Below are 24,999 nucleotides of genomic sequence, written 5' to 3'. Positions count from 1 at the left end.
GCCGAGGACCGCGACACGCGCGGGTTCATCTCGATCACGATCAGGCGCCCGTCCTTCGGGTTGACCGCGAACTGCACGTTCGAACCACCTGTTTCCACGCCGATTTCGCGGAGCACCGCGATCGATGCGTTGCGCATGATCTGGTATTCCTTGTCAGTCAGCGTCAGCGCCGGGGCGACGGTGATCGAATCCCCGGTGTGGACGCCCATCGGATCGACGTTCTCGATCGAGCAGATGATGATGGCGTTGTCGTTCCGGTCGCGGACGACTTCCATCTCGTACTCTTTCCAGCCGAGCAGCGATTCCTCGATCAGCACCTCGGTGGTCGGGCTGGCCTCAAGGCCTCCGCGCACGATCTTGACGAACTCTTCCCGGTTGTAGGCAATACCGCCGCCGGTGCCGCCGAGCGTGAAGCTGGGGCGGATGATCGAGGGCAGCCCGGTCGTCTCCAGCACCGCCAGCGCCTCGTCCACCGTGTGCGCCACGCCGGAACGCGCGGATTCGAGGCCGATCTTGTCCATCGCGTCGCGGAACTTCTGGCGATCCTCGGCCTTGTCGATCGCTTCGGCGTTGGCGCCGATCATGGTCACGCCGAACTTTTCGAGCGTGCCGTCCTGCGCCAACGCGAGCGCCGTATTCAGCGCGGTCTGCCCGCCCATCGTCGGCAGGATCGCGTCGGGGCGCTCCTTCTCGATGATCTTGGCGACGATCGCCGGCGTGATCGGCTCGACATAAGTCGCGTCCGCCATCTCGGGATCGGTCATGATCGTGGCCGGGTTCGAATTGACCAGGACGATGCGATAGCCCTCTTCCTTGAGCGCCTTCACCGCCTGCGTGCCCGAATAATCGAACTCGCAAGCCTGGCCGATGATGATCGGCCCGGCGCCGATGATCAGGATCGAGGAGATGTCAGTGCGTTTGGGCATGCGAGGGCCTTACAGTATTGAAGCCCTCTCACCCTTCAGGGGGAGAGGGTTGGGAGAGGGGGCTGCGACACGATGAAGCGACACGAGGGCACGCGAACCCGGGCGCGGGAGCTGCGGCGCGAAATGACCGAGCCGGAACGCCGGCTGTGGCAGATCGTTCGCGCCGGCCGTCTTGGTTTCAAGTTTCAGCGGCAAGTCGTGCTTGCGCCGTACATCGCCGACTTCGCCGCGCGCTCGGAACGGCTGGTCATCGAGATCGACGGGGAAACCCACGGTTCGGATATCGCTTACGACGCGCGGCGAACGGCCGACCTCGAAGCGCGCGGCTACCGGGTGCTCCGGTTCACTAACGCGGACGTCATGACCAATCCCGAAGGCGTCGCGCGGACGATCCTGATGGCCTTGGGGCGGGATCCGGAAAGCCCCCTCTCCCCAACCCTCTCCCCCTGAAGGGTGAGAGGGGGTGAAGGCGTTGGCGTTCATCCCAGCATCCCCACGAACTTCTCGAACAGATAGAAGCTGTCCTGAGGCCCCGGCGAGGCTTCCGGGTGGTATTGCACGCCGAACGCCTTCTTGCCCGCAATCGCGATGCCGCAGTTCGATCCGTCGAACAGCGAAACGTGGGTTTCGATCACGTTCGCCGGCAGGCTGGCGTTGTCCACCGCGAAGCCGTGGTTCATGCTGGTGATCTCCACCACGCCCTGTTCCAGCCGCTTGACCGGATGGTTGGCGCCGCGGTGCCCCTGGTGCATCTTCACCGTCTTCGCGCCGGCGGCCAGGCCCAGCATCTGGTGACCAAGGCAGATGCCGAAAATCGGCACGTCGCGCTCCAGCAGCGCCTGGATCACGGGTACGGCATAGGCACCGGTCGCCGCCGGATCGCCCGGGCCGTTCGAGAGGAACACGCCATCGGGGTTGAGCGAGAGGATCGTTTCCAGCGAGGTTTCCGCCGGCACCACCGTCACCCCGGCCCCGGCCTTCACCAGATTGCGGAAGATGTTGTCCTTCGCGCCGAAGTCCATGGCGACGACGTGCGGGCGCTTGTCGTGCGGGGACCGGCCATAGCCCTGCCCCAGCCGCCAGACCGAACCCTGCCATTCCTCCTGCCCGTCGCGCGTGACGATGCGGGCAAGGTCCATGCCTTCAAGGCCCGGCCAGTTGCGCGCCTTTTCCAGCAGCGCGTCGATATCGAACTGCCCCTTGGGATCGTGCGCGATCACCGCGTTGGGCGCGCCGGACAGGCGGATGCGGCGGGTCAGCGCGCGGGTGTCGACCCCGGCCAGGCCGATCTTGCCGTGCTTTTCCATCCACGCGGGGAACGTGCCCTGCGCGCGGAAGCTGGCGGGTGCCGTCACGTCCTCGCGCACCACGCAGCCCACCGCGCCGGGCACGTCATGGCTTTCCATGTCCTCGGCATTGGTGCCGACATTGCCGATGTGCGGGAACGTGAAGGTGACGATCTGCGCCGCATAGGACGGATCGGTCATCACTTCCTGATAGCCGGTCATCGCGGTGTTGAAGCACACCTCTCCCACGGCCGAGCCGACCGCGCCAAAGCCTCGTCCCCACGCGACCGATCCATCCGCAAGCACGAGGACTCCCGTCGCACCTTCTGGTTGAGGCGCGTGCGAAAGTGCGGGGTCGGCCATGATGTGGGGCGCTCCGTTGGTAAGGGTTCTGACGATGTCGCTAAGGCTCGCCCGCTAGACCTGCCACGCCGCACCGTCAACCTAGCGGATTGAGAAAGTTTATCCTACATGCGTTTCTTCCGCCGGCTTGCGGCGACCATCCACAGGAAACGTACAGACATCATGATCCGCGACTCGATCAAGGCCGCGCAGGTTTCTGCCATGAAGGCGGGCGACAAGGCCCGCCTGGCCGCCGTCCGCCTCATCCTTGCCAAGCTGAAGGACAAGGACATCGAACTGCGCACCGCCGCCACCGTTCCCGACGACGACGTGATCGTGGTCGACGTGCTGCAGAAGATGGCCAAGCAGCGCCGCGAATCGATCACGCTCTACGAACAGGGCGGCCGGCAGGAACTGGCCGAGGTCGAGAAAGCCGAACTCGTGGTGATCGAGGAATTCCTCCCCGCGCAGTTGAGCGACGATGACGCGAAGGCCGCGATCGCCGCGATCATCGCCGAAACCGGCGCGGCCGGCATGAAGGACATGGGCAAGGTGGTGGCCGCGCTCAAGGCGAAGCACGGCAGCCAGCTCGACATGGGCAAGGCCAGCGGGCTGGTGAAAGCGGCGCTGGCGGGGTGACACAAAACTGCCCTCCCGCTCCCTCCCGCAGGCGGGAGGGCAGTTTGTGGACTCGCCCCCGTCGCGGCGGAGGCGCTGCATGAGCCTATCCCCGCAATGGCTGGACGAACTGCGCTCCCGCATTTCGCTTTCGGGCGTGATCGGGCGGACGGTGCGCGTGCAGAAGGCGGGGCGGGAGTTCAAGGCGTGCTGCCCGTTTCATAACGAAAAGACGCCCAGCTTCACGATCAACGACGAAAAGGGCTTCTACCACTGCTTTGGCTGCGGCGCGCACGGGGACGTGATCCGCTGGATGACCGACCACCAGGGCCTGCCCTTCATGGATGCGGTGAAGGAACTGGCGGTCGAGGCGGGCATGGAAGTGCCCGCGCCCGATCCGCGCATGGCCCAGCGCGCGGAGCAGCAGAAATCGCTGCACGACGTGATGGCGGCGGCGCAGGATTTCTTCGCGCGCAGCCTGCACGAGGAGCGTGGCGCGGACGCGCGGCGCTATCTGGCCTCGCGCGGATTCCCCGAACGGATCGTGCGCGATTTCGGCTTCGGCTTCGCGCCCGACAGCCGCACCGCGCTGAAGGAGGCGCTTTCCGCCTTCCCCGATGCCATGCTGATCGAGGCGGGCCTGCGCATCGTGGTGGAAGGCCGCGATCCCTATGACCGGTTCCGGGGCCGGCTGATGCTGCCGATCCTCGATCCGCGCGGGCGGGTGATCGCGTTTGGCGGGCGCATCCTCAGCGCCGAAAAAACAGATGCGCCCAAGTACCTGAATTCGCCCGACACGCCGCTGTTCGACAAGGGACGCACGGTTTACAACCTGCACCGCGCCGCGCCGGCCGCGCGCAATGCCGGGCGGATCGTCGTCGTCGAAGGCTACATGGACGTGGTGGCGCTGGCGGCGGCGGGGATCGCCGAGGCGGTCGCGCCGCTGGGCACCGCGCTGACGGAACACCAGATAGAACGGCTGTGGCGCGTGGTCGAATGTCCGACGCTGTGCTTCGATGGCGACGCTGCGGGACAACGCGCGGCAATGCGCGCGATCACCCGCGCCCTGCCCCTGCTCCGCCCCGGCCACAGCCTGCGCATCGTCACCCTGCCCGGCGGCATGGACCCGGACGATGTGGTGAAGCGCGACGGGCCGCAAGCGATGGAAGCTTTGCTGAGCGAGGCGCGCAGCCTGATCGACGTGCTGTGGGCCGCCGAGCGCGATGCCCTGCCGCTGGCGACACCGGAGGACAAGGCCGGGCTGAAGGCGCGGCTGATGGCGCATTGCGACACCATCCAGCACCCGGACATCAAGGCGCTCTACCGCCGCGATCTCAACGAGCGGTTCGGCGAACTCGCCTTCGCCCGCAAGGAACGCGCGCCGTTCCAGCCCCGCCAGGGCGGTGGAGCCGCGCCGCGCGGCAAAGGCCAGCCGTGGAAACCCGCGCCGCCGCCCTTGCCCGCCGAACAGACGAACCGCTTGCAACAGCGGGTGGGCACGCGCGACCGGCTGATCGCGGCGGTGATCGCGGGGCTGGTCGAACAGCCGGACCTGATCGCCGCCCATGCCGAAAGCCTTGCGCGGCTGCATCCGGCGGAAGCGGACATGGCGGCCACGCTCGATGCCTTGCTGGTGCTGGCCGATTCGGCCGGCCCATCGGGCGCCGCTCTTGAAAGCGAACATATCCGGGCCATATTGCACCAGCGGCGTCTGCGCACGCCGACCGCAACGGATTTTGGTGAGATTCGATTCGGCTTTCTCGCGAAGCGGGAAGGCAGCGCCGGGGAATTGGCCGACGCGATTGCGCTTCTGGTGGAGCTTCCGGAGGTGGAATCGGCGCTGGAAGAGGCCAATCGGCGCTATCAGGCCGAACTTACCCCCGAAACCGAAGCAGAAAAAGAACGTTTGCGCGAACGAAGGCTGGCCTTGTTTGCCCGGTTGGGGCAAATGGGTCGCGTTCGTGCTTCGTTATAATTGTAAGACGCAACGGCAGCTCGAACAAAGTGGTATCGGGGTTCAATGGCATCCAACGACAAGACCGATAGCGGCGATGCGCCGCTGATCGACCTGAATGACGCTTCCATCAAGAAGCTCATCGCGCGCGCCAAGCGCCGTGGCATCATCACTTACGACGAGCTGAACGAGGCGCTGCCTCAGGACCAGATGTCTTCCGAGCAGATCGAGGACATCATGGCCGCGATTTCGGAAATGGGCGTCAATATCGTCGAAAGCGACGAGGACGCGGTCGATCCGGAAGACAACCAGCAGGAAGACGTGGAAGACGTCGATCCGGTCGAGGACCGGCCCGACATCATCAAGCGCAAGGAAACCGTCGAGCGTACCGACGATCCGGTGCGCATGTACCTGCGCGAAATGGGCGCGGTGGAACTGCTCAGCCGCGAAGGCGAAATCGCCATCGCCAAGCGCATCGAAGCCGGCCGCGACACCATGATCATGGGCCTGTGCGAAAGCCCGATCACCTTCCATGCGATCATCCAGTGGTCCGAAGCGCTGAACGCGGGCGAAATGCAGCTGCGCGAGATTCTCGATCTCGACGCGATGCTGTCCAAGGAACCGCAGCCCGAGAACCTCTCCGAGGACGGCGAGGAAGCCGACGGCGAAATCAGCGAAGCCACGGCCGGCCCCTCGTTCAAGGACGAGGACGAAGTCGAGGAAGAAGAACCGGCCGACGGCGACGAGGACGACGAACTGCGCGAACGCCGCGCGCGTCCGGTGGAGGAAGAGGAAGAGGACAACACCCTCAGCCTCGCCCAGATGGAAGCGCAGCTAAAGCCGGCCGCGCTTGAGCGCTTCGCCGAGATCACCGACCTGTTCCGCCGCTTCGAGAAGATCCAGGCCGAACGGCTCGATGTGCTGGCGATCGGCAACGATTTTCCGGCGGCGAAGGAATCGCAGTACCAGAAGCTGCGCGAGGATCTGACCGCGCAGGTCGAAAGCGTGCAGTTCCACGCCAGCAAGATCGAATACCTGGTCGACAACCTCTATGCGTTCAACCGCCGCCTGACGGCGCTGGGCGGGCAGATGCTGCGCCTGGCCGAACGCCACAAGGTTTCTCGCAAGGATTTCCTCGATAACTACGTCGGCCGCGAACTCGACGACGGCTGGCTGCAATCGCTGGCCGGCCGCGACAAGAAGTGGGCCGCGTTTGCTGCCAACGAAGGTTCGGCGGTGGAGCGCATTCGCGCCGAGATCGCCGACATCGCGGCCGCCACCGGCATGTCGCTGGGCGAATTCCGCCGTATCGTGAACATGGTCCAGAAGGGCGAGCGCGAAGCGCGCATCGCCAAGAAGGAAATGGTGGAAGCCAACCTCCGCCTCGTGATCTCGATCGCCAAGAAGTACACCAACCGCGGGCTGCAGTTCCTCGACCTGATCCAGGAAGGGAACATCGGCCTGATGAAGGCGGTCGACAAGTTCGAATACCGGCGCGGCTACAAGTTCTCGACTTACGCGACCTGGTGGATCCGGCAGGCGATCACGCGCTCGATCGCGGATCAGGCGCGCACCATCCNNTGATCGAGACGATCAACAAGCTGGTGCGCACCAGCCGCCAGTTCCTGCACGAGCAGGGCCGCGAGCCCACGCCCGAGGAAATGGCCGAACGCCTCTCCATGCCGCTGGAGAAGGTGCGCAAGGTGATGAAGATCGCCAAGGAGCCGATCTCCCTCGAAACGCCGATCGGCGACGAGGAAGACAGCCACCTGGGCGATTTCATCGAGGACAAGAACGCGATCATCCCGGTGGACGCCGCGATCCAGTCCAACCTCAAGGAAACCGTTACCCGCGTGCTGGCCAGCCTGACCCCGCGCGAGGANNGCGAACGCATCCGCCAGATCGAGGCAAAGGCGCTGAGGAAGCTGAAGCACCCGAGCCGTTCGAGGAAGATGCGCTCGTTCCTGGATCAGTAACGGCCGGCATCCCGGCAAAGCCGAAAAGGGCGTCCCGATCCGTCGGGGCGCCCTTTCGCATTTTGGGGGATGGGGTTCTCTGGGGTTGTTGCCCCCATGCGACACCCTGGCCCGATTCGTTTCAGGCGATACCGGCCCCGCCGAAACAAGGTTGAAATATGACGGGTTTAACCGCAGCAGCCGTCGGCAAGGGACCGTCATCCCACCTCATGAGGGAATCAATCAATGCGTATCGCATCTTTAGCCTCCGCGCTTCTCGCGGGAACCGCCCTGCTGCCCGTGGCTCCCGCCATGGCACAGGCCCAGGCGGCTGACGCCGAAGCGGCGGAATCGTCCGACACGATCGTCGTCACGGCACAACGCCGCCAGGAGAACATCCTGAGCGTGCCGGTTTCCGTTGCCGTCATGAAGCCCGAAATGCTGCACGACATCCAGGCCGGCGGTGCCGACACCCTGCTTTCGCTGGCGGGCCGCGTCCCCAGCCTCAACGTTGAATCGACCACGGGCCGCATCTTTCCGCGGTTCTACATCCGTGGCCTTGGCAACATCGACTTCTATCTGGGCGCGTCGCAGCCGGTGTCGATCATCCAGGACGACGTGGTGGCCGAGCATGTCGTGCTCAAGTCCACGCCGGCCTTCGACATCGATCAGGTGGAAGTGCTGCGCGGGCCGCAAGGATCGCTGTTCGGCCGCAACACCACCGCCGGCATCGTCAAGTTCGATACGGTGCAGCCGTCCGCTACCTGGCGCGGCCAGGGGTCCGCAAGCTGGGGCAGCCGCAACAGCGTCAACATCGATGCCGGCGTCGGTGGCCCGCTCAACAGCAGCGGCACGCTGAGCTTCCGCCTGTCCGGCCTTTACCAGCATCGCGACAACTGGATCAGCAACACCTACACCGGCCCCAGCGACGATGGCACCGTCCCCGGCAAGAATGTGATGGGCGGCTTCAACGAGCGCGACGTGCGCCTGCAGATCGAGGCAAAGCCTTCGGACGCGCTGACCCTGCGCCTGTCCGGTCACTATCGCGACTACGACGGCACCGCGTCGATCTTCTATCGCGGCTCCATCAAGCAGGGCGTGCGCGCCGTGCCGGATACGCTGGACCTGACGAAGGTTTCCTATGACGAAGCGCAGAACAACCCGCAGGCCTACAAGACCAAGGGCGCATCGCTGAAGGCGATCTACGATTTCGGCGGCATCACGCTGACGTCGATCACCGCCTATGAAAACGCTCATGGCTATAGCCGTGGCGACACCGACGGCGGCGCCGCGGCCGATTTCGGCGGCACCGCCCCGAACTATTGCGCGGCCGGTTGCGGCCAGTCGCGCGGGGTGCTGCGCGGGTTGGACCAGTGGTCGCAGGAACTGCGCCTCGCCAGCCCGGATAGTGGCCGGTTCAAGTGGCAGATCGGGGGCATCTACTTCGATTCGCGCGATATGACCGAGTTCGATCAGCGCGCGTACTTCCTGACCAGCAATGCGCTGGGCACCACGCCCAACCCGAACAACTGGGTTCTTCTGCACAACGTCAACACCAGCTGGGGCCTGTTCGGCCAGGCTAGCTACGACCTGACCGAGAAGCTGCGCGTGACCGGCGGCGTGCGCGTGACGAACGACACCAAGACCACCGAACTGCTGAAGACCGCCGATACCGTGGCTGGCGTGGTGACGTTCCCGGCAACCGCGGCGCGCAAGGTGCGCCTTTCCGACACGCAGCCCAGCTTCGACCTGAGCCTGCTTTATCGCGCCACGCCGGATCTCAGCCTGTTCGCCCGTGTCGCGCGCGGCTTCCGTGGTCCGACCATTCAGGGCCGCTCTGCCGTGTTCAACTCGCCCTTCTCCACGGCGCAATCGGAAAAGAACACGTCCTGGGAAGCGGGCGTGAAAAGCGCTTGGCTCGATAACGCCCTGACGTTCAATCTGACCGGCTTCTACTACACGGTCTCGGACATCCAGTTGAACGGCAACGACAGCAACGGCAACGGCGTGCTGTTCAATGCCGACAAGGCTGTCGGCTATGGCATGGAAGCGGAACTGGGGCTGCGGCCGGCCCGCAACCTGAAGTTCAACATCGGCTTCAGCCTGCTGCACACCGAGATCAAGGACAAGTCGGTCTATGCGCAGGCTGGCGCGGCCGGCGGCGTGCTTTCGGAAACGGTGCTCAACCCGACCGTGCGCGTGGGCAACAACTACTTCGCCCAGATCAACGGCAACCCGCTGCCCAACGCGCCTGACTTCAACCTCAACGTGAGCGGCCGCTACGACCTGCCGCTGAACGAGAAGCTGCGCGCGTTCGTGGGCGCGGACTTCAACCTGCAGGGCTATACGATGTATGTGCCCTACAAGACGGTGGAGTACACCTCGAACGGCAACTTCGAACTCGGCCTCAAGGCGGGTCTGGCTTTCGAGCGCTATGAGCTGGCCTTCTTCGCCCGCAACCTCACCGACAAGCGCAACCTTGTCGGCGTTATCGACACCTCGAACTACCGTGCCGGCATCTACAACGATCCGCGCGTGTTCGGCGTGACGCTGAGCGGGTCGTTCAACTGATCCGCTCCCGATACGATGCAATGCAAGGCGGGGCGCCCCAAGGGCGCCCCGCAAATACGGACAATAGGGCATTGCACGGCGTTTGATCTGGCATCGTTGGCGCAATGCGCCTAAGGGGGCGCAGAATCCCCTCCAAGGACAGCCGGAAACGCAAAATCCCATGCGCATAGCCATTGCTTCCGATCATGCCGCGTTCGACCTCAAGGCGGAACTGCGCGAATATCTGATCGGTCTGGGCCACGAAGTCGCCGATCTTGGCCCGGAAACGGCCGATCGCGTCGATTACCCCGACTATGGCTACAAGCTGGCCTCGGTGGTCGCCGATGGCACCGCCGCATTCGGCGTGGCGCTGTGCGGTTCGGGCATCGGCATCTCGATCGCGGTGAACCGCAATCCCGCCTGCCGCTGCGCGCTGGTTTCCGAGCCGCTGTCCGCCGCGCTGGCACGCGAACACAACGATGCCAACTGCATCGCCATGGGCGCGCGCCTCACCGGCGTCGACATGGCCAAGGCCTGCCTCGATGCGTTCCTGTCCACCGAATTCGGCGGCGGCCGCCATGCCGGCCGCGTCGACAAGCTTTCCCATCCCCAGGTCTGAAGAGGAGACGACCAGATGACCAATGCCGCCACCGCGACTTCGGAAATCCGCTCCTCGGGTTTCTTTACCGAACACCTTGAGAGCGCCGATGCCGAAGTCTACGCCGCGATCCGGGGCGAACTGAAGCGCCAGCAGACCAAGATCGAACTGATCGCCAGCGAGAACATCACCTCGCTTGCGGTGCTCGAAGCCACGGGTTCGGTGTTCACCAACAAGTACGCCGAAGGCTATCCGGGCAAGCGCTATTACGGCGGCTGCGAATACGCCGACGTGGTCGAAACACTGGCCATCGAACGCGCGAAGAAGCTGTTCGGCTGCCAGTTCGCCAACGTGCAGCCGAATTCGGGCAGCCAGATGAACCAGGCCGTGTTCCTCGCCCTGCTGGAACCGGGTGACAGCTTCATGGGACTGGACCTCAATTCGGGCGGCCACCTGACCCACGGATCGCCCGTCAACATGAGCGGCAAGTGGTTCAAGCCGATCCCCTATGGCGTGCGCGAGGACGATCACCTGATCGACATGGACGAGGTTGCCCGCCTTGCCCGCGAACACAAGCCGAAGCTGATCATCGCGGGCGGCACCGCCTATTCGCGCGTGTGGGATTTCCCGCGCTTNNTCGCCGGCGGCGCGCACCCCTCGCCCTTCCCGCACGCGCACGTCGTCACCACCACCACGCACAAGTCGCTGCGCGGCCCGCGTTCGGGCGTGGTCCTCACCAATGACGAGGACATCGCCAAGAAGATCAACATGGCGGTGTTCCCCGGCATGCAGGGTGGCCCGCTGGTTCATGTGATCGCGGCCAAGGCGGTTGCCTTCGGCGAGGCGCTGCGCCCCGAATTCCGGGCCTATGCCTCCCAGATCGTGGCGAACGCGCGCGCGCTCGCCTCGTCGTTGCAGGAACAGGGCCTCGCCATCGTTTCGGGCGGCACCGACAACCACCTTATGCTGGTCGATCTGACGGCGAAGGACGTGACCGGCAAGGCGGCGGAAAAGGGCCTCGATCGCGCCTGGTTGACCTGCAACAAGAACGGTATCCCGTTCGACAAGCGCTCGCCCTTCGTCACCTCGGGCATCCGCCTTGGCACGCCGGCCGGCACCACGCGCGGCTTCGGCGTGGCCGAATTCCGCACGATCGGGCAGCTCATCGCCGAAGTGGTCGATGGCATGGCGCGCAACGGCGATGAAGGCGACGGGCAGATCGAACAGCGCGTGCGCGATCGCGTGGCCGAACTGTGCGATCGCTTCCCGATCTATCCGGAGTTGTAAGGCCATGAGCGACCGCGACGAAGATCTCGTCGGCCGAGCCCGGGACGAGATCACCGCCATGGCGAAACAGGGGATGGGCCATCCTTCGACCAAGCCCGTGCTGATCGGCGCCGGGATCGGCGCCGTCGCGGGCGCGCTGCTGCCGGTGATCACCCTGCCCGCCGGCCTCGCCATCGGCGCGGGCATCGCGTTCTGGCAACGGATCAAGCGCTGACCGATGCGTTGCCCATTTTGCGCGCATGACAACAGCCAGGTGAAGGACAGCCGGCCGAGCGAGGACAACACCTCGATCCGCCGGCGGCGCCAGTGCGAAAGCTGCGGCGCCCGCTTCACCACGTTCGAGCGCGTGCAGTTGCGCGAGATCATGGTGGTAAAATCGGGCGATCGGCGCGAACCGTTCGACCGCGCCAAGATCGAGCAGTCCGTTTCCCTCGCCTGCCGCAAGCGGGGCGTGCCGCAGGAACGGCTCGATCGACTGGTTTCGAGCATCCAGCGCCAGATCGAGACGATGGGCGACACCGAAGTGCCCTCCAAGGCGATCGGGGAAATGGTGATGGACGGGCTGCGCCAGATCGACAGCGTCTCCTACATCCGCTTCGCCAGCGTCTATCGCGACTTCACCGAGGCCCGCGATTTCGAGGAATTCGCCAGCACCGTGCGCGAAGTGGGCGCGCATTGACGCAGCCCGCCGCCCTTCCCCCGGTCATCGTTCTGGTCCGTCCGCAGCTTGGCGAGAATATCGGCAAGGCCGCGCGCGCCATGCTCAATTTCGGGCTGACCGAGATGCGGCTGGTCTCGCCGCGCGATGGCTGGCCCAATCCGTCGGCCGGCCCGGCGGCCTCGGGCGCGGATATCGTGCTGGAACAGGCGCGGGTGTTCGAGACACTGGCCGACGCCGTGGCCGACTGTGCCCACGTCTATGCCACCACCGTGCGCAAGCGCGGCGTGACCAAACCGGTGGTGACGCCCGAGGAAGCCGCACGCGCGATCACGACCGCGCCGGGCCGCAGCGCCATCGTATTCGGGCCGGAGCGCTCCGGGCTGGAAACCGACGATGTGGCGCTGGCCCGCGCGATCCTGACCGTACCGATCAACCCCGAGTTCGGCTCGCTCAATCTGGCCCAGGCGGTGATCCTGTGCGCCTACGAATGGTCCAAACATATCCCGGCGAGCGATGACGACACGGCGCTGATCCAGCCGACGGTCGAGGAACTGCTTCCACCCGCCCCGCAGGACGAATTCGAGGGCATGTTCGCGCAACTGACCGAGATGCTGGAGCCGCGCGGCTATTTCGAGCCGCCGAGCCGGGCGGCGGCCACGCGGCGCACGCTGCGCACCATGCTGACCAAGCCCGGCTGGAACCATCTCGAGATCCGCACCCTGCGCGGCGTGCTTTCAGCGCTGCGGCGCACGCCGGAGCCAAAGGACTGAGCGGTATCGGACCCGGATCTATTCGTTGCCGGCGCGCAACCGTTCGAGCGCCTGGCGCTCGAACGCGACCGAAGCGTCAAACAGCCGATCCCAGAAATCGCCGACCAGCCCCACCGGCACGCCCTGCTCGAACGCGCGGCGGCGAATCGCCGAAAGGACCGCCCTGCGCCGTTCTTCGTCATCCAGATTGAAACGCCCGTCGTTGAGTTTCGCCGCGGCGCGCACCAAGGCAAAGCGCCGGGACAGAAGGTCGATGAGTTGGCGATCGACAAGATCAATGCCGCTGAACACGTCGTCCAGCGTCACAAAGTCCTCAGGATTGGGCGGCCCCTCGCTCATCAATTCCATCTGAACCTAAAATTCCAGCTCTGTCTATGGCACCTGCCCTTGACAAACCACTAAAGCCCTGTTCTTAGCGCCCGTTCACATGGACTCCGCTGAAGCTCGCTTCCGGCGGTCCAGTCCGATTGGCCCCGCACCCCGGTGAAGCGGTGGCCGCGTTCCGTAACTGACGGAATGGTGCGTACCGGGTCTGAAGCACGGATGATGGTCATCCGCGCAAGCAAGTTGGAGGCACCTGCGCCATGTCGAAGCGCAAGGCATCGAAGTACAAAATTGACCGCCGTCTTGGCGAGAACATCTGGGGCCGTCCCAAGAGCTCGGTCAACCGCCGCAGCTATGGCCCCGGCCAGCACGGCCAGCGCCGCAAGAGCAAGGTGTCGGACTTCGGCATCCAGCTCCGCGCCAAGCAGAAGCTCAAGGGCTACTACGGCGACGTGACCGAGAAGCAGTTCAAGCGCACCTACCAGGAAGCCGCCAAGATGAAGGGCGATACCGGTCAGAACCTGATCGGCCTGCTCGAACAGCGCCTCGACATGGTCGTCTATCGCGCCAAGTTCGCGCCGACGATCTTCTCGGCCCGCCAGGTCGTTTCGCACGGCCACATCTACGTCAACGGCGTGAAGTGCAACATCGCCTCGCGCCGCGTGCGTCCCGGTGACGTCGTCAGCCTTGGCAAGAAGGCCAAGGAAATGGCGCTGATCGCCGAAGCGCAGGCGCTGCCCGAACGCGAAGTGCCCGACTACGTCGCTGCCGAAGGCGACAAGGTGACCTTCACCCGCGTTCCGACGCTTGATGAAGTGCCCTATCCGGTGAAGATGGAACCGAACCTGGTCGTCGAGTTCTACTCGCGCTGATCGGTCCGGCTTCGGCACGAAAAAGCACGAAAGGCGGGGCTCAACCCCGCCTTTTTTGTTTCTAAATCATATCGTTACATTTCATCAGCGCTATTCGTCGCCCCGCGAGATCGGCCGGTCGCAAGATCGCGCCGGATTAATCTCGATCACGGAACTGAAACGCGCTTCGGCCATTGGCCGGGCATGCCGATGTTTCGTTTCGTCACCCCGCACCGATGCGGAAAATGGTACCCCGACCTGCTGACCGCGCAGCAACAGGCCTGCGCGATCGGTGCCGGATTTTTCGAGGATCGCAGCGGCGAATTCTACCAGTACCCCGGCACCCGTCTCGAAACGCGTCCGTTCGACACGCCGGATGAAACGGCCGACATCGCGGCGTGACGAGGCCGGGCGACTAGCGGTTAAGCATCTTGCGGATGAAGGCGTCGCTCATGGACAATATTTTCGTGCGCGCCGCGGCATCGTCCAGCTGGTGATCAAGATCCGGAAACTCGATATATTCGACAGTCTTCCCGGCATCTCGAAGCTTATCGGCCATTAGTCGGGAATGGCCGACATTGACGTTGATATCCCACGATCCGTGAAACAGCAGAACAGGGGCGGAAATGGTTGCGGCATTCTGCGCTGGGGAACCAGAAGCCACATGCTCGCCATGGCCAATGAACCTGTCCACGATCTTGTAGTCCGTATAATCGACGTGGTCCCGCCGCAGCCGCTCAAGATCCGTCACCGGCGCTATGGCGACAATCGCCTTGTACAGCCCCGGTTCGGCAACGCCGGACTGAAGCGCCGCGTATCCTCCATAAGACCATCCCACAATCGCCAGTTTGCCCGGCGCCGCCACCCCCTGGCTGACCAGCCACTTGCCCGCATCGTCTATGTCACCGATCGCGGTGCGCCAGGACTGGAAACCGTTTTTCTGGTACCAGTCTGCGCCATAGCCGCTGGACCCCCTGTAATTGGGTTGCAGCACTGCAAATCCACGCACGGCGAAAAACTGCACCAGCCAGTCAAATCCCCATTCGTCTCGCGAACTGGGGCCGCCATGCGGCATGACGATGGCCGGAAGATTTCTGCCGTCACTGCCCGGAGGTATCGTCAAGTACCCCGGGATCATCGTTCCATCCGATGCCGGAAAAGTGACTGGCTTCATTTCCGCCAGCTTCATGCCTTCAAGCTGGCCGCGAGCCGGAAGCAATGATTCCAGCTTGTGCGTACCCTTGTCGAACAAATAGTACTGCCCTGGATCGACATCGCTGCCGGCAAACAGAAGCAGCTTGCTTTCATCTTCGCTGGCACTCACGAAATCGACCTGCGGCTTGCCTGGCAGCGCTTTGCCCAAAGCCGCCGCCAGCGTTTTCAGGGCCGGATCGAAATACTCAGCCCGCCGCTTGTCCGTTGCGTAACCCACCCCCACAACGCGCCTTTGACGACCGATCACAATCAGTTCGTCCACATCCACGTCATCGCGACCGAGCACTAGCTCCTTCTTGCCGCTTCCATCGAGCTTGATGCGATACAGCGCCTGACGTCCGGAAGGGCCGGCGTCAAAACCATAGACCACATCCTGAACCGGATCGACAGTCAGGGGATTGAACCCCTTGCCCAGACCCGCATCCCCCTGATCGACCCGCCCCAAAGGATACCATGTCCTATCGCCGGCCTTGCGGTAGGAATAATCGATAGTCCCGGAGGAGTAAGGGCCAGAAGCACTGACCTCTGTCCCCAAGATGCGCACATGCCCGATCCCGTCGGTAATATATTCGACGGAGCCAGACTTTGGCACTTCGACAATCCGCCGCACCAGCGAATTCACGTCCACGGATTCTACGCCAAGGCCCTCATACCGCTGGGCAATACGAGTGCCTATATCGGTTTCCGGCACGAACTGGCGCGTCATCATCACCCAGCCCGGTTTGTCTCCGGTCCAATCGATGATCGATCCGCCATTCCAGGTTATGCCAAGAGCACGGTTGCTTGTCCGCTCGGTCACCACCTTCAAATTGCTGCCGTCACTATCGACTGCGATGGTGCGGGAGTATCGTGCAAGCGCGTCTGTGAGCTTCGTGGTGATGGAAACGTAACAGACCAGCCTGCTTGCCGTTGGCCACACGCACCTGCTGAACTGCTCGCTCGCTTGACTGCTGCGCAAAATCGGCTTCGGCGCACCGCCTGCTATAAGATCTATGACCATGACCAACTGGCCCGAAGGGCCGGGCGTAATGATCGCCGCATGGGCGCCATCAGGCGCGAGCGACATCGACATGACACCTTCGCGGGCCCCGAACCTTGCCGCCAGTTCTTCCAGGGACTGCGCATGAGGGGCGGACAGAGGCACTAAAGTGGCAAACAAAGCCTGCGCCCATCCCGCCAGTCGACTATTCATGCCCCTCTCCCCATGTTGACGGGATCAGGATGGCAAACACCAACTGAAACTTCAAATGGTTCAGGCTCTTACTGCGAAATTGGATGTTTAATTTCGAAGATAGTTCCGCCGGAAGTCCGCTGCGAACGTGGCAAAAGTCCCTTCCGCGATAGCCGCCCGCATCCCCGCCATCAGCTGCTGGTAGAACGAGAGGTTGTGCTCCGTCACCAGCATCGCGCCCAGCATTTCGCCGGACTTGTGCAGGTGATGAAGATAGGCGCGGCTGTACTTCGCGCAGACGGGGCAGGTGCAGCGTTCGTCCAGCGGGCCGGTGTCTTCGGCGAAACGCGCATTGCGCAGGTTGAGCGGGCCGTTCCAGGTGAACGCCTGGCCGTTGCGGCCCGATCGCGTCGGCAGCACGCAATCGAACATGTCCACGCCGCGTTCGACAGCGCCGACGAGGTCGTCGGGCTTGCCCACCCCCATCAGATAGCGGGGGCGATCCTGCGGCAATTGGTCGGGCGCGAAATCGAGCGTGGCGAACATCGCCTCCTGCCCCTCGCCCACGGCCAGACCGCCGATCGCGTAACCGTCGAAGCCGATGTCGCGCAAGGCGTCGGCGCTTTCCCGGCGCAGGCCTTCATCGAGCGCACCCTGCTGGATACCGAACAGCGCGGCATTTTCGGCATGTTCGCCGCCGCTGTCGAAGCCTTCGCGGCTGCGCCTGGCCCAGCGCATCGACATCGCCATCGAACGGGCGATCACATCTCGCGGTTGATCGGCGCGCGGGCATTCGTCGAAGGCCATGACGATGTCGGACCCCAGCAGGCGCTGGATCTCCATCGAGCGTTCGGGCGAGAGCATGTGCCGCGATCCGTCGAGATGGCTGGCGAACGTAACGCCTTCCTCGGTGATCTTGCGCAAGTCCGACAGGCTCATGACCTGATAGCCGCCGCTGTCGGTCAGGATCGGGCGGTCCCAGCCCATGAATTTGTGCAGCCCGCCCAGCCGCGCCATGCGCTCCGCGCCGGGGCGCAGCATCAGATGATAGGTATTGCCCAGGATGATGTCCGCACCCGTGGCGCGCACGTCTTCCACCTTCATCGCCTTGACGGTTGCCGCCGTGCCCACGGGCATGAACGCCGGGGTGCGGATTTCCCCGCGCTTCATGGTGATGACGCCGGTGCGCGCCTTGCCGCTGGTGGCGTGGATCGAGAACGAAAAACGGGTCATTGCAAAGCGATCGGCCTGAATGCGGGCAATGCCCGGCACGGTGATGGATGAAAGAGGATTGCGGCCCTTACGGCGAAACGCCATGGCGCGCAAATGATCGAACCCTGGCTCTATCCCGCGCTGACCGCCGTTGCCGTGCTGACGGGCTTCGTCGATGCCATCGCCGGTGGCGGGGGGCTGATCATGATGCCGGCGCTGATCTACACCGGCCTGCCACCGCACGTGGTGCTGGGCACCAACAAGGTGCAATCCGCCTGCGGCACCGCGATGGCGACGCTGCGCTATCACCGCGCCGGGCTGTTCGCGATACGCCCCAACCTTCCCGCGGTGGTGGCGATCTTCGCGGGCGCGCTGGCCGGAGCGCTGGTGATCCAGCGGTTCGATGCCGATGTACTGCGATTGGTGGTGCCGTTGCTGCTGATGGGGATCGCGCTCTATACCGTGTTTTCGCCGCGCATGGACGATCACGACAGCACGGCGCGGCTTTCGGAGCGCGGCTATCTGCCGGCGGCAGGCGCGGTGGGTTTCTACGACGGCTTTTTCGGCCCCGGTGCGGGCCAGTTCTACACGACCACGCTGGTCGGCCTGCGCGGGCTTGGCCTGACGCGGGCGACGGGGCTGACCAAGCTGTTCAACCTGACCAGCAACGTCGCCAGCATCGTGGTCTTCGCGTCCGGCGGGCAAGTGCTGTGGCTGCTGGGCCTGTGCATGGGCGCGGGCGCGATGACCGGGGCCTGGCTGGGCTCGCACTGGGCGACGCGGCTTGGCGCGCGGCTGATCCGGCCGCTGCTGGTGACAGTAAGCCTGGCGCTGACAGCGCGGCTGGTGTGGGGCTGGTTCGCGCGGTAGGCGGGCCGGCTATTCGGACGGCGCCTCGCCGCCCTGCCCGGCACCGTCGGCAAAATCCCGCCACAGCATGACCAGCACCGCCATCGTCGCCGGCCCCACGAACAGGCCGAGGATGCCGAAGGTGGCCGCGCCGCCCAGAATGCCGATCAGCACCCACAGGAAAGGCAGGCGGGTGGCTCCCCCGATGATCGCGGGGCGGATGAGGTGGTCTGCCACCGCCAGCACGATCAGCCCGCTGACCACGATGATGCCGGCATTGACCGGCGATCCCATCGCGATCTGCAAGGCGGCAGCCACGGCGAACATCACCGCCGCACCGAACGGGATCGTGGCCGCAACCGCCGTCAGGGTGCCGAGCATGATCGGGTGCGGCGTTCCGAGCACGGAATAGACGATCGTCATGACCGCGCCTTCGCCGATCCCGACAAGGACCAGCCCGTCGATCGTCGCGCGCACGGAATTGATCGCCTGCCGCCCGATCCGTTCCCCGGCCGGGCCGAACACGCGATCGCTGGCGCGAAGGCACTGTTCGACGATCGTATCCCGGTCGCGCAACAGGAAGAACAGCGTCATCAGCGTGAAGGCGAACACCACCGCGCGGTGCATCAGGTTGCTGCCGATGAGCCGGCCATGCATGACCACATCGACGTCCAGCATCCGGCCGAGCACGAATCCCGGCGCATGGGGATCGGCGAGGTGGGCTTGCCACCACGACCGCGCGAACGGCGCCGTGCCGTCCAGCCAGGCCGGCGGGGCGATGCCGTTGTTCCTCGCCCATTCAAAACCCTGCGCGATCTGCCGCGCCTCCGCCAGCGCCTGCCCGATCGCGAACAGCAGCGGCACCAGCACGACCAGCGCCACGGCCAGCGTGATCGCCGCCGGCAGCAGCACGCGCGCGATCCGGCCATTCCAGCGCCCGCGCAAACGCAGATAGAGCGGATCGATCGCCACCGCGATGATCACCGCCCAGGCCAGCGCCGGCAGGAATTCGCGCACGATCCACAGCGCCAGCGCCACCAGCAGCGCCACCAGCACGAGCCGCGCACGGCGCGCTTCGGTTCCCCGGCGCGTCATGCCTGCTCCTCCATCACCGCGCCGACGTGGCGGTAGCCGCGCCGTGTCGCCAGTTGTTCCTGCCGATGCCGTTCGCGATAGCTCTCGCGCTGCGCCTCGGTCCGTTCGCCGTGGCACGCGGCGCAGCTGACACCCTCCTCGAACAGCGGCGAAGCCCGGTCCGCCGCGCCGATCGGGCGGCGGCACGCGCGGCACAGTTCGTAGGAGCCCTGAACCAGGCCGTGCCCCACCGTCACCCGTTCATCGAACACGAAGCATTCGCCGCGCCACAGGCTTTCCGCTTCGGACACGGTTTCCAGATACTTCAGGATGCCGCCCTTGAGGTGATAGACCTCGTCCACGCCTTCCGCCTTGAGGAACGCCGTCGATTTTTCGCAGCGGATGCCACCGGTGCAGAACATCGCCACCTTCGGGGGCTTGCCCTGGCCCAGCAGGCGCGCGCGTTCGGCACGGAACCAGGCGGGAAACTCGCGGAACGATTGCGTGCGTGGATCGATCGCCCGCTCGAACGTGCCGACGGCAACCTCGTAATCGTTGCGGGTATCGATCACGATCGTATCCGGGTCGGAAATCAGCGCGTTCCAGTCTTCGGGCGACACATAATGGCCGACGCTCGCCAGCGGATCGATGTCCGGCTCGCCCATCGTCACGATCTCGCGCTTGAGGCGCACCTTCATGCGGTAGAACGGCATGTCCGAGGCTTCGGAGAATTTCACGTCCAGACCGGCGCATCCCGGCAGCGCGCGTATGTGCGCCAGCACGGCATCGATCGCCTGCTCCGTTCCGGCGATGGTGCCGTTGATCCCCTCGCGCGCGACCAGCAGCGTGCCCTTCACCCCCAGCCCGCAGCACAACCGCGCCAGCGGCGCGCGGATCGCTTCCGGATCGAGGAACGGTGCGAACTGATAGAGCGCGGCGACACGCCAAGGGGATGATGCGTTGGTCACAGGAATGATCCGTCCGTCCGCCGGTTCGGCGGGTTTCCAGCGGCGCATATAGCCTGCGCGGCATGGCCGGAACAGAAAACTTGGCCGGCCCCACTCACCACCTCTTGACCGCGCCGCTTCGCTCCGGTCCGGTACCGCAAAGCCACCGCCCGGATGGCATGAGGAGAGGACATGAGCACCATACCCGACAGGACACCGGTGATCGTTGGCGTGGGCCAGGTCGTCGACCGGATCGAGGCGGGCGATTATCGTGCGTTGTCCGCCGCCGATCTCGCTGCGGCGGCGGCCGAAGCCGCGGTGGCGGACAGCGGCGCGGCGGCGGCGCTGGTGCGTCCGCAACTGCGTGTGGTGGGCGCGGTGCGAACGTTCGAGGATTCGGGCGCAGCGCCCTCCCCGTTCGGAAAGCCCGACAAGTTCCCGCTTGCCGTCGCCCGCCGTCTTGGCGTCACGCCAGACCATGCGATCCTTGGCAAGGTGGGCGGTGACACGCCAGTGTCGATGGTCATGGAACTGGGCGATCGCATTCTCGCCGGAGAAACCGAAGCCGCCATCGCCTTCGGCGCGGAAGCGATCTCGACCACGCGCCACCTCAGTGGACGGGGCGAAACGCGCGACTGGGCGGAACACGACGAAGGCACGATCGACGACCGGGGCCTCGGCTATGAAGGGATGCTCTCGGCCATCGCGGCGCGCCACGGCGTGCGCGGAGCGCCGATCGCCTATGCGCTGCTCGAAAACGCGCGGCGCGCGCGGCTGGGCCTGTCGCGGGAGGACTATGCGCGGGAAATGGGGCGGCTGTTCGCGCCGTTCACGCAGGTCGCCGCCGCCAACCCGTGGAGTTGCTCCGCATCCGCGGCGATGACAGCCGAACAGATCGCCACCCCTGGCGAACGCAACCGCACCGTCGCCGATCCCTATACCTTGAAGCTGGTGGCGCGCGACCAGGTCAACCAGGGAGCGGCTGTGCTGCTGATGGCGGCCGGCGCGGCGCGCGCGGCGGGCATTCCGGAGAAGCGCTGGATCTTCGTCCATGGCGCCGCGCTGGCGGTGGAACGCGAGCTTCTCGACCGGCCGGCCCTCGACCGCTATCCCGCCGCCGATGCCGCCATCGCTTCGGCCTTCGCCAGCGCGGGCAAGACCGCCGCCGACATGGCCGCCTTCGACTTCTACAGCTGCTTCCCGATCCCGGTCTTCACCGCCGCGACGGAGGGACTGGGCCTGTCGGGAGACGATCCGCGCGGCCTGACGGTGACGGGCGGCCTTCCCTATTTCGGCGGCGCCGGAAACAACTATTCGATGCACGCCATCGCCAGCATGGTCGACCGGCTGCGGCGCCAATCCGGGAGCTTCGGCTTCGTGGGGGCGAACGGCGGCTTCCAGTCGAAATACGGGGCCATGGTGCTCTCGGGCGAACCGCGCGCGTGGCCCGGCTGCGAAAAGGACGGCATCCAGGCCCGGCTCGATGCCGTGCCCAAACCCGTGATCACCGCGCAGGCGCAGGGAACGGGCACGATCGGAACCTACACGGTGGCCCACACCAAGGGTGTGCCCACGCAGGGCATCGCCATCGGCGCTTTGGCGGGCGGCACGCGCTTCATCGCCAACCCGGCCGACGCCGCCACGCTGGCGCGCATGGCGGAAACCGATCCGCTGGGGGCCAGGGTCACGCTGACGGCTGGCGAAAAGACCAACACGTTCGTTTTTGCGGAATAGAAAAAGGCCGGCGCGCTTCACAAGGAGCGGGCCGGCCTTCCGGAATTGCCGATATTGGCTCAGGAAACGAACGCAGCCTTCTTGCGGCGCACCAGCGTTTGCGTGGCGGTGTATTCCAGCAGCCCTTCCAGCCCGCCTTCCACGCCCACGCCCGATTGCTTCATGCCGCCGAACGCCGCCAACGGCGAAAGGTGCTGCGTTTCGTTGACCCAGACCGTGCCCGACTGGATACGCTGGGCCAGTTCGAATGCCTTGTCCTCGTCGCTGCCCCAGACCGATCCGCCAAGGCCGTAGTCCGATGCGTTGGCGCGCGCGATCACATCGTCGTAATCGTCGAACCGGATCAGCGGCAGGACCGGGCCGAACTGCTCCTCCTGCACGATGCGGCTGTCTTCGGGCGGATTGTCGAGGATCGTGATCGGCACGAAATAGCCCGGAACCTCGGCCTTCTCTCCGCCCGTCAGGAAGGTATAGCCCTTGTCCCTGGCATCCTGGATCAGTTCCAGCACGCGCGCGTATTGCTGGCTGTTGTTGATCGGGCCGATCTGCGTGCCCTGTTCCGATCCGTCGCCCACTTTCACCGTCTTCGCATAGGCCACGATGGCATCGCGCAGCGGTTCGTAGATGTCCTTGTGGATGTACATCCGCTTGGTGGCGATGCAGATCTGGCCGTTGTTGGTGAAGGCCGCCCAGAACAGTTGTTCGGCGATCTTTTCCACGTCCACATCGGGCATGACGATGGCGGCATCGTTTCCGCCGAGTTCCAGCGTCACGCGCTTCAGCGTGGGCGCAGCGGAGGCCATCACGCGGCGGCCTGTCTGGGTCGATCCGGTGAAGCTGATCTTGTCGAAGCCCGGATGCGCGGTCATCCACGGCCCCAGGCTGTCGCCGCCGGTAATCACGTTGAGCACGCCCGCCGGCAGGATTTCCGCCGCCAGCTCGGCAAACTTCAGCGTGCTCAGCGGCGTGAACGGTGATGGCTTCAGCACCATCGTATTGCCCGCGAGCAGCGCCGGCGCGACCTTGAACATCGCCAGGATCATAGGGAAGTTCCACGGCGCGATCGCGCCGACAACGCCCAGCGGCACGTGCCGCGTGATGCTGATCCGCTCGTCCGAATCCTCGTTCACCGTTTCGGGCAGGTCGAGCGCGGTAAAGGCCTTGAGCCAGTACCCCGCGCCCATGCATTCGCCCTGCGCCTCGTGATGCGGCTTGCCCTGTTCGCTGGTCAGCAGGCGCGTGAAGCCATCGAGGTTGGCGAAGATCGCATCGCCCAGCGAGTTGAGCTTCGCCTTGCGCTCTTCGATCGGCGTCGCGGCCCAACCCGGAAACGCCTTGCGCGCCGCCGCCACGGCCGCGTCGAGATCGGCCTGCGTCGCATCCGGCGCGCTGGCGATCGCTTCCTCGGTCGCGGGATTGATCACATCGAACGTGGCGCCGCCAGCAACGAATTCGCCGCCGATCAGCATCCTGTAAGTACCGTTGAATTCCATGGCTGTGCCTTTCACTGGGGTCTGTGCGGGAGCGGCCCGGCAATCAGGGAACGAGAACCACCTTGATGCATTCCCCGCGCGCCTGCGCCGCAATGGCTTCGTTGATTTCCGCCAGCGGGAAAGTCTGGATCAGGCGATCGAACGGGAAATTGCCGGCAGCGTGATGCGCCAGCAGTTCCGGAATGAAATCCTGCGGCGTGCTGTCGCCTTCGATGATGCCGATGATGCGCAGGCCCGGTGTCATCAGCGCAGCGATGTTCACGCTGATCGCGGCGGTCATGTCCTTGGGCACGCCGACCAAGCCGATCATCCCGTGCGGGGCTAGGTTGGCAAGTCCCGTCTCGATCACGCCGACATTGCCCGACGTATCGAGCGCATAGTCCACGCCCAGCGGCAGGATCGCGCGGATGGCTGCCGCCAGATCGCCGGCGGCCGGATCGATCACATGCGTCGCGCCGAATTCCAGCCCGATGGCGCGCCGCGCGGCGATCGGTTCGACCAGGATGATCGTGGAGCAGCCCTGTATCCGCCCGGCCATCACGGCGGCCAGCCCCACGGGTCCGCCGCCGAACACGATCAGCGACGAACCGGCGGGGCAGGCCATCGACCGCATCACCGCGCCCGCGCCGGTCTGGAAGCCGCAGCCCAGCGGCCCCAGCAGTTCCAGCGGCACGGCCGTATCGCCGACTTTCACCACATTGCGCGCGCGCGTGACCGCCAGCGTCGCGAACGCGGACTGGCCGAAGAAGTGCGACGACACACGCGCGCCATCCGCGCCGGCATAGGCGGTGGAACCATCGTCCAGCCGCATCCCGGCATAGTTCATCGGCACGAATTGCACGCAATAGCTGGGCAAGTCCTCGGCGCAGCGGGCGCAGTTGCCGCAGCTCGAAAAGCCAAGCACCGCGCGGTCGCCCACGGCCAGGCCATCGACGCCCTCGCCCACGGCTTCGATCACGCCGGCGCCTTCATGGCCCAGCACGGCAGGCTTGGCGAACGCATCGAACTGGTCGCGGAAGACAAGATCGGTGTGGCACAGGCCGACACCGGCGATCCGCACCAGCACCTCGCCCGCGCGCGGCCCTTCGACCGTGACCTGTTCGAGCGTGAAATCCGCATGGGCGGCCCGCGCAACGGCGGCGGTACAGACAGTCATCAGGCTCTCCTCATCATCTTTCCGCG

22 protein-coding genes and 1 pseudogene are annotated in these 24,999 nt (G+C 65.2%); 14 read left to right on the top strand and 9 right to left on the bottom strand.

Translation table 11 applies throughout. The annotated features are described in order from the left end of the window. A partial coding sequence (carB, locus tag B3547_RS13880; protein WP_292964182.1) for a carbamoyl-phosphate synthase large subunit occupies window positions 1-926 on the bottom strand: 926 nt, incomplete at its 3' end. A gap of 123 nt (window positions 927-1,049) precedes the next feature. On the opposite strand from carB, the gene B3547_RS13875 reads away from it, so the two are divergent. Continuing rightward, window positions 1,050-1,376: an endonuclease domain-containing protein gene (locus B3547_RS13875; RefSeq protein WP_292964069.1), complete on the top strand. Its 327-nt coding sequence runs from the start codon at window positions 1,050-1,052 to the stop codon at window positions 1,374-1,376. A gap of 29 nt (window positions 1,377-1,405) precedes the next feature. On the opposite strand, the gene carA is transcribed toward B3547_RS13875, so the two are convergent. Next, entirely contained in the window at window positions 1,406-2,575 is a 1,170-nt protein-coding gene (carA, locus tag B3547_RS13870; RefSeq protein ID WP_125955168.1) for a glutamine-hydrolyzing carbamoyl-phosphate synthase small subunit, read from the bottom strand. A 162-nt stretch (window positions 2,576-2,737) separates the two neighbouring features. On the opposite strand from carA, the gene B3547_RS13865 reads away from it, so the two are divergent. The 9 genes and pseudogenes from B3547_RS13865 to B3547_RS13825 all read left to right on the top strand — a co-directional run bounded on the left by B3547_RS13865 (window position 2,738) and on the right by B3547_RS13825 (window position 12,947). Further along, on the top strand, window positions 2,738-3,193 hold the full coding sequence (locus B3547_RS13865) for a GatB/YqeY domain-containing protein (RefSeq protein WP_124808806.1): 456 nt from the start codon (window positions 2,738-2,740) through the stop codon (window positions 3,191-3,193). A 79-nt stretch (window positions 3,194-3,272) separates the two neighbouring features. Then, on the top strand, window positions 3,273-5,147 hold the full coding sequence (gene dnaG, locus B3547_RS13860) for a DNA primase (protein WP_292964065.1): 1,875 nt from the start codon (window positions 3,273-3,275) through the stop codon (window positions 5,145-5,147). A 45-nt stretch (window positions 5,148-5,192) separates the two neighbouring features. Then, a pseudogene (gene rpoD, locus B3547_RS13855) lies at window positions 5,193-7,102 on the top strand (RNA polymerase sigma factor RpoD). 225 nt (window positions 7,103-7,327) lie between these two features. Further along, on the top strand, window positions 7,328-9,652 hold the full coding sequence (locus B3547_RS13850) for a TonB-dependent receptor (RefSeq protein ID WP_292964063.1): 2,325 nt from the start codon (window positions 7,328-7,330) through the stop codon (window positions 9,650-9,652). Window positions 9,653-9,812: 160 nt separating this feature from the next. Beyond that, on the top strand, window positions 9,813-10,250 hold the full coding sequence (gene rpiB, locus B3547_RS13845) for a ribose 5-phosphate isomerase B (protein WP_124808802.1): 438 nt from the start codon (window positions 9,813-9,815) through the stop codon (window positions 10,248-10,250). A 15-nt stretch (window positions 10,251-10,265) separates the two neighbouring features. Continuing rightward, window positions 10,266-11,516: a serine hydroxymethyltransferase gene (gene glyA, locus B3547_RS13840; protein WP_292964061.1), complete on the top strand. Its 1,251-nt coding sequence runs from the start codon at window positions 10,266-10,268 to the stop codon at window positions 11,514-11,516. A gap of 4 nt (window positions 11,517-11,520) precedes the next feature. After that, entirely contained in the window at window positions 11,521-11,730 is a 210-nt protein-coding gene (locus B3547_RS13835; RefSeq protein ID WP_125955165.1) for a hypothetical protein, read from the top strand. A 3-nt stretch (window positions 11,731-11,733) separates the two neighbouring features. Further along, window positions 11,734-12,195 carry a transcriptional regulator NrdR gene (gene nrdR, locus B3547_RS13830; RefSeq protein WP_124808799.1) on the top strand — a complete coding sequence of 154 codons (462 nt, stop codon included), beginning with the start codon at window positions 11,734-11,736 and terminating at the stop codon, window positions 12,193-12,195. Next, window positions 12,192-12,947: an RNA methyltransferase gene (locus B3547_RS13825; RefSeq protein ID WP_292964058.1), complete on the top strand. Its 756-nt coding sequence runs from the start codon at window positions 12,192-12,194 to the stop codon at window positions 12,945-12,947. Before nrdR ends, B3547_RS13825 begins: the two co-directional genes overlap by 4 nt. A gap of 18 nt (window positions 12,948-12,965) precedes the next feature. Here the strand turns inward: B3547_RS13825 and B3547_RS13820 are convergent, their stop codons facing one another. Then, window positions 12,966-13,286: a chorismate mutase gene (locus B3547_RS13820; protein ID WP_292964056.1), complete on the bottom strand. Its 321-nt coding sequence runs from the start codon at window positions 13,284-13,286 to the stop codon at window positions 12,966-12,968. Window positions 13,287-13,531: 245 nt separating this feature from the next. Here B3547_RS13820 and rpsD point away from each other — a divergent pair, with 245 nt between their 5' ends. Further along, window positions 13,532-14,143 (top strand): 30S ribosomal protein S4, encoded by a 612-nt coding sequence (rpsD, locus tag B3547_RS13815; RefSeq protein WP_124808796.1) that lies wholly within the window; start codon window positions 13,532-13,534, stop codon window positions 14,141-14,143. A gap of 183 nt (window positions 14,144-14,326) precedes the next feature. Then, window positions 14,327-14,524, top strand: a complete 198-nt coding sequence (locus B3547_RS13810) for a hypothetical protein (protein ID WP_124808795.1) — start codon at window positions 14,327-14,329, stop codon at window positions 14,522-14,524. Window positions 14,525-14,537: 13 nt separating this feature from the next. Here B3547_RS13810 and B3547_RS13805 read toward each other — a convergent pair whose 3' ends face one another. Both B3547_RS13805 and tgt read right to left on the bottom strand, forming a co-directional pair. After that, window positions 14,538-16,529: an alpha/beta hydrolase family protein gene (locus tag B3547_RS13805; RefSeq protein ID WP_292964053.1), complete on the bottom strand. Its 1,992-nt coding sequence runs from the start codon at window positions 16,527-16,529 to the stop codon at window positions 14,538-14,540. 87 nt (window positions 16,530-16,616) lie between these two features. Next, entirely contained in the window at window positions 16,617-17,741 is a 1,125-nt protein-coding gene (gene tgt / locus B3547_RS13800; protein WP_292964051.1) for a tRNA guanosine(34) transglycosylase Tgt, read from the bottom strand. 93 nt (window positions 17,742-17,834) lie between these two features. Between tgt and B3547_RS13795 the strand changes: the two genes are divergently transcribed. After that, entirely contained in the window at window positions 17,835-18,590 is a 756-nt protein-coding gene (locus tag B3547_RS13795; RefSeq protein ID WP_194920370.1) for a TSUP family transporter, read from the top strand. A 9-nt stretch (window positions 18,591-18,599) separates the two neighbouring features. Here the strand turns inward: B3547_RS13795 and B3547_RS13790 are convergent, their stop codons facing one another. Both B3547_RS13790 and B3547_RS13785 read right to left on the bottom strand, forming a co-directional pair. Continuing rightward, window positions 18,600-19,664, bottom strand: a complete 1,065-nt coding sequence (locus B3547_RS13790; RefSeq protein WP_125955161.1) for an AI-2E family transporter — start codon at window positions 19,662-19,664, stop codon at window positions 18,600-18,602. After that, window positions 19,661-20,611 (bottom strand): rhodanese-related sulfurtransferase, encoded by a 951-nt coding sequence (locus tag B3547_RS13785; RefSeq protein ID WP_292964046.1) that lies wholly within the window; start codon window positions 20,609-20,611, stop codon window positions 19,661-19,663. Before B3547_RS13785 ends, B3547_RS13790 begins: the two co-directional genes overlap by 4 nt. A 171-nt stretch (window positions 20,612-20,782) precedes the next feature. Between B3547_RS13785 and B3547_RS13780 the strand changes: the two genes are divergently transcribed. Beyond that, window positions 20,783-22,324, top strand: coding sequence for an acetyl-CoA acetyltransferase (locus B3547_RS13780; protein WP_292964044.1), 1,542 nt, complete (start codon window positions 20,783-20,785; stop codon window positions 22,322-22,324). A gap of 59 nt (window positions 22,325-22,383) precedes the next feature. On the opposite strand, the gene B3547_RS13775 is transcribed toward B3547_RS13780, so the two are convergent. Further along, entirely contained in the window at window positions 22,384-23,817 is a 1,434-nt protein-coding gene (locus tag B3547_RS13775) for an aldehyde dehydrogenase family protein (protein ID WP_292964042.1), read from the bottom strand. A 43-nt stretch (window positions 23,818-23,860) separates the two neighbouring features. Then, window positions 23,861-24,973 carry an NAD(P)-dependent alcohol dehydrogenase gene (locus tag B3547_RS13770; RefSeq protein ID WP_292964040.1) on the bottom strand — a complete coding sequence of 371 codons (1,113 nt, stop codon included), beginning with the start codon at window positions 24,971-24,973 and terminating at the stop codon, window positions 23,861-23,863. Between the last annotated feature and the right edge of the window lie 26 nt (window positions 24,974-24,999).

Source organism: Novosphingobium sp. UBA1939, assembly GCF_002336885.1.
Taxonomy (GTDB): domain Bacteria; phylum Pseudomonadota; class Alphaproteobacteria; order Sphingomonadales; family Sphingomonadaceae; genus Novosphingobium.
This window is presented reverse-complemented; position numbering and strand designations above follow the sequence as displayed.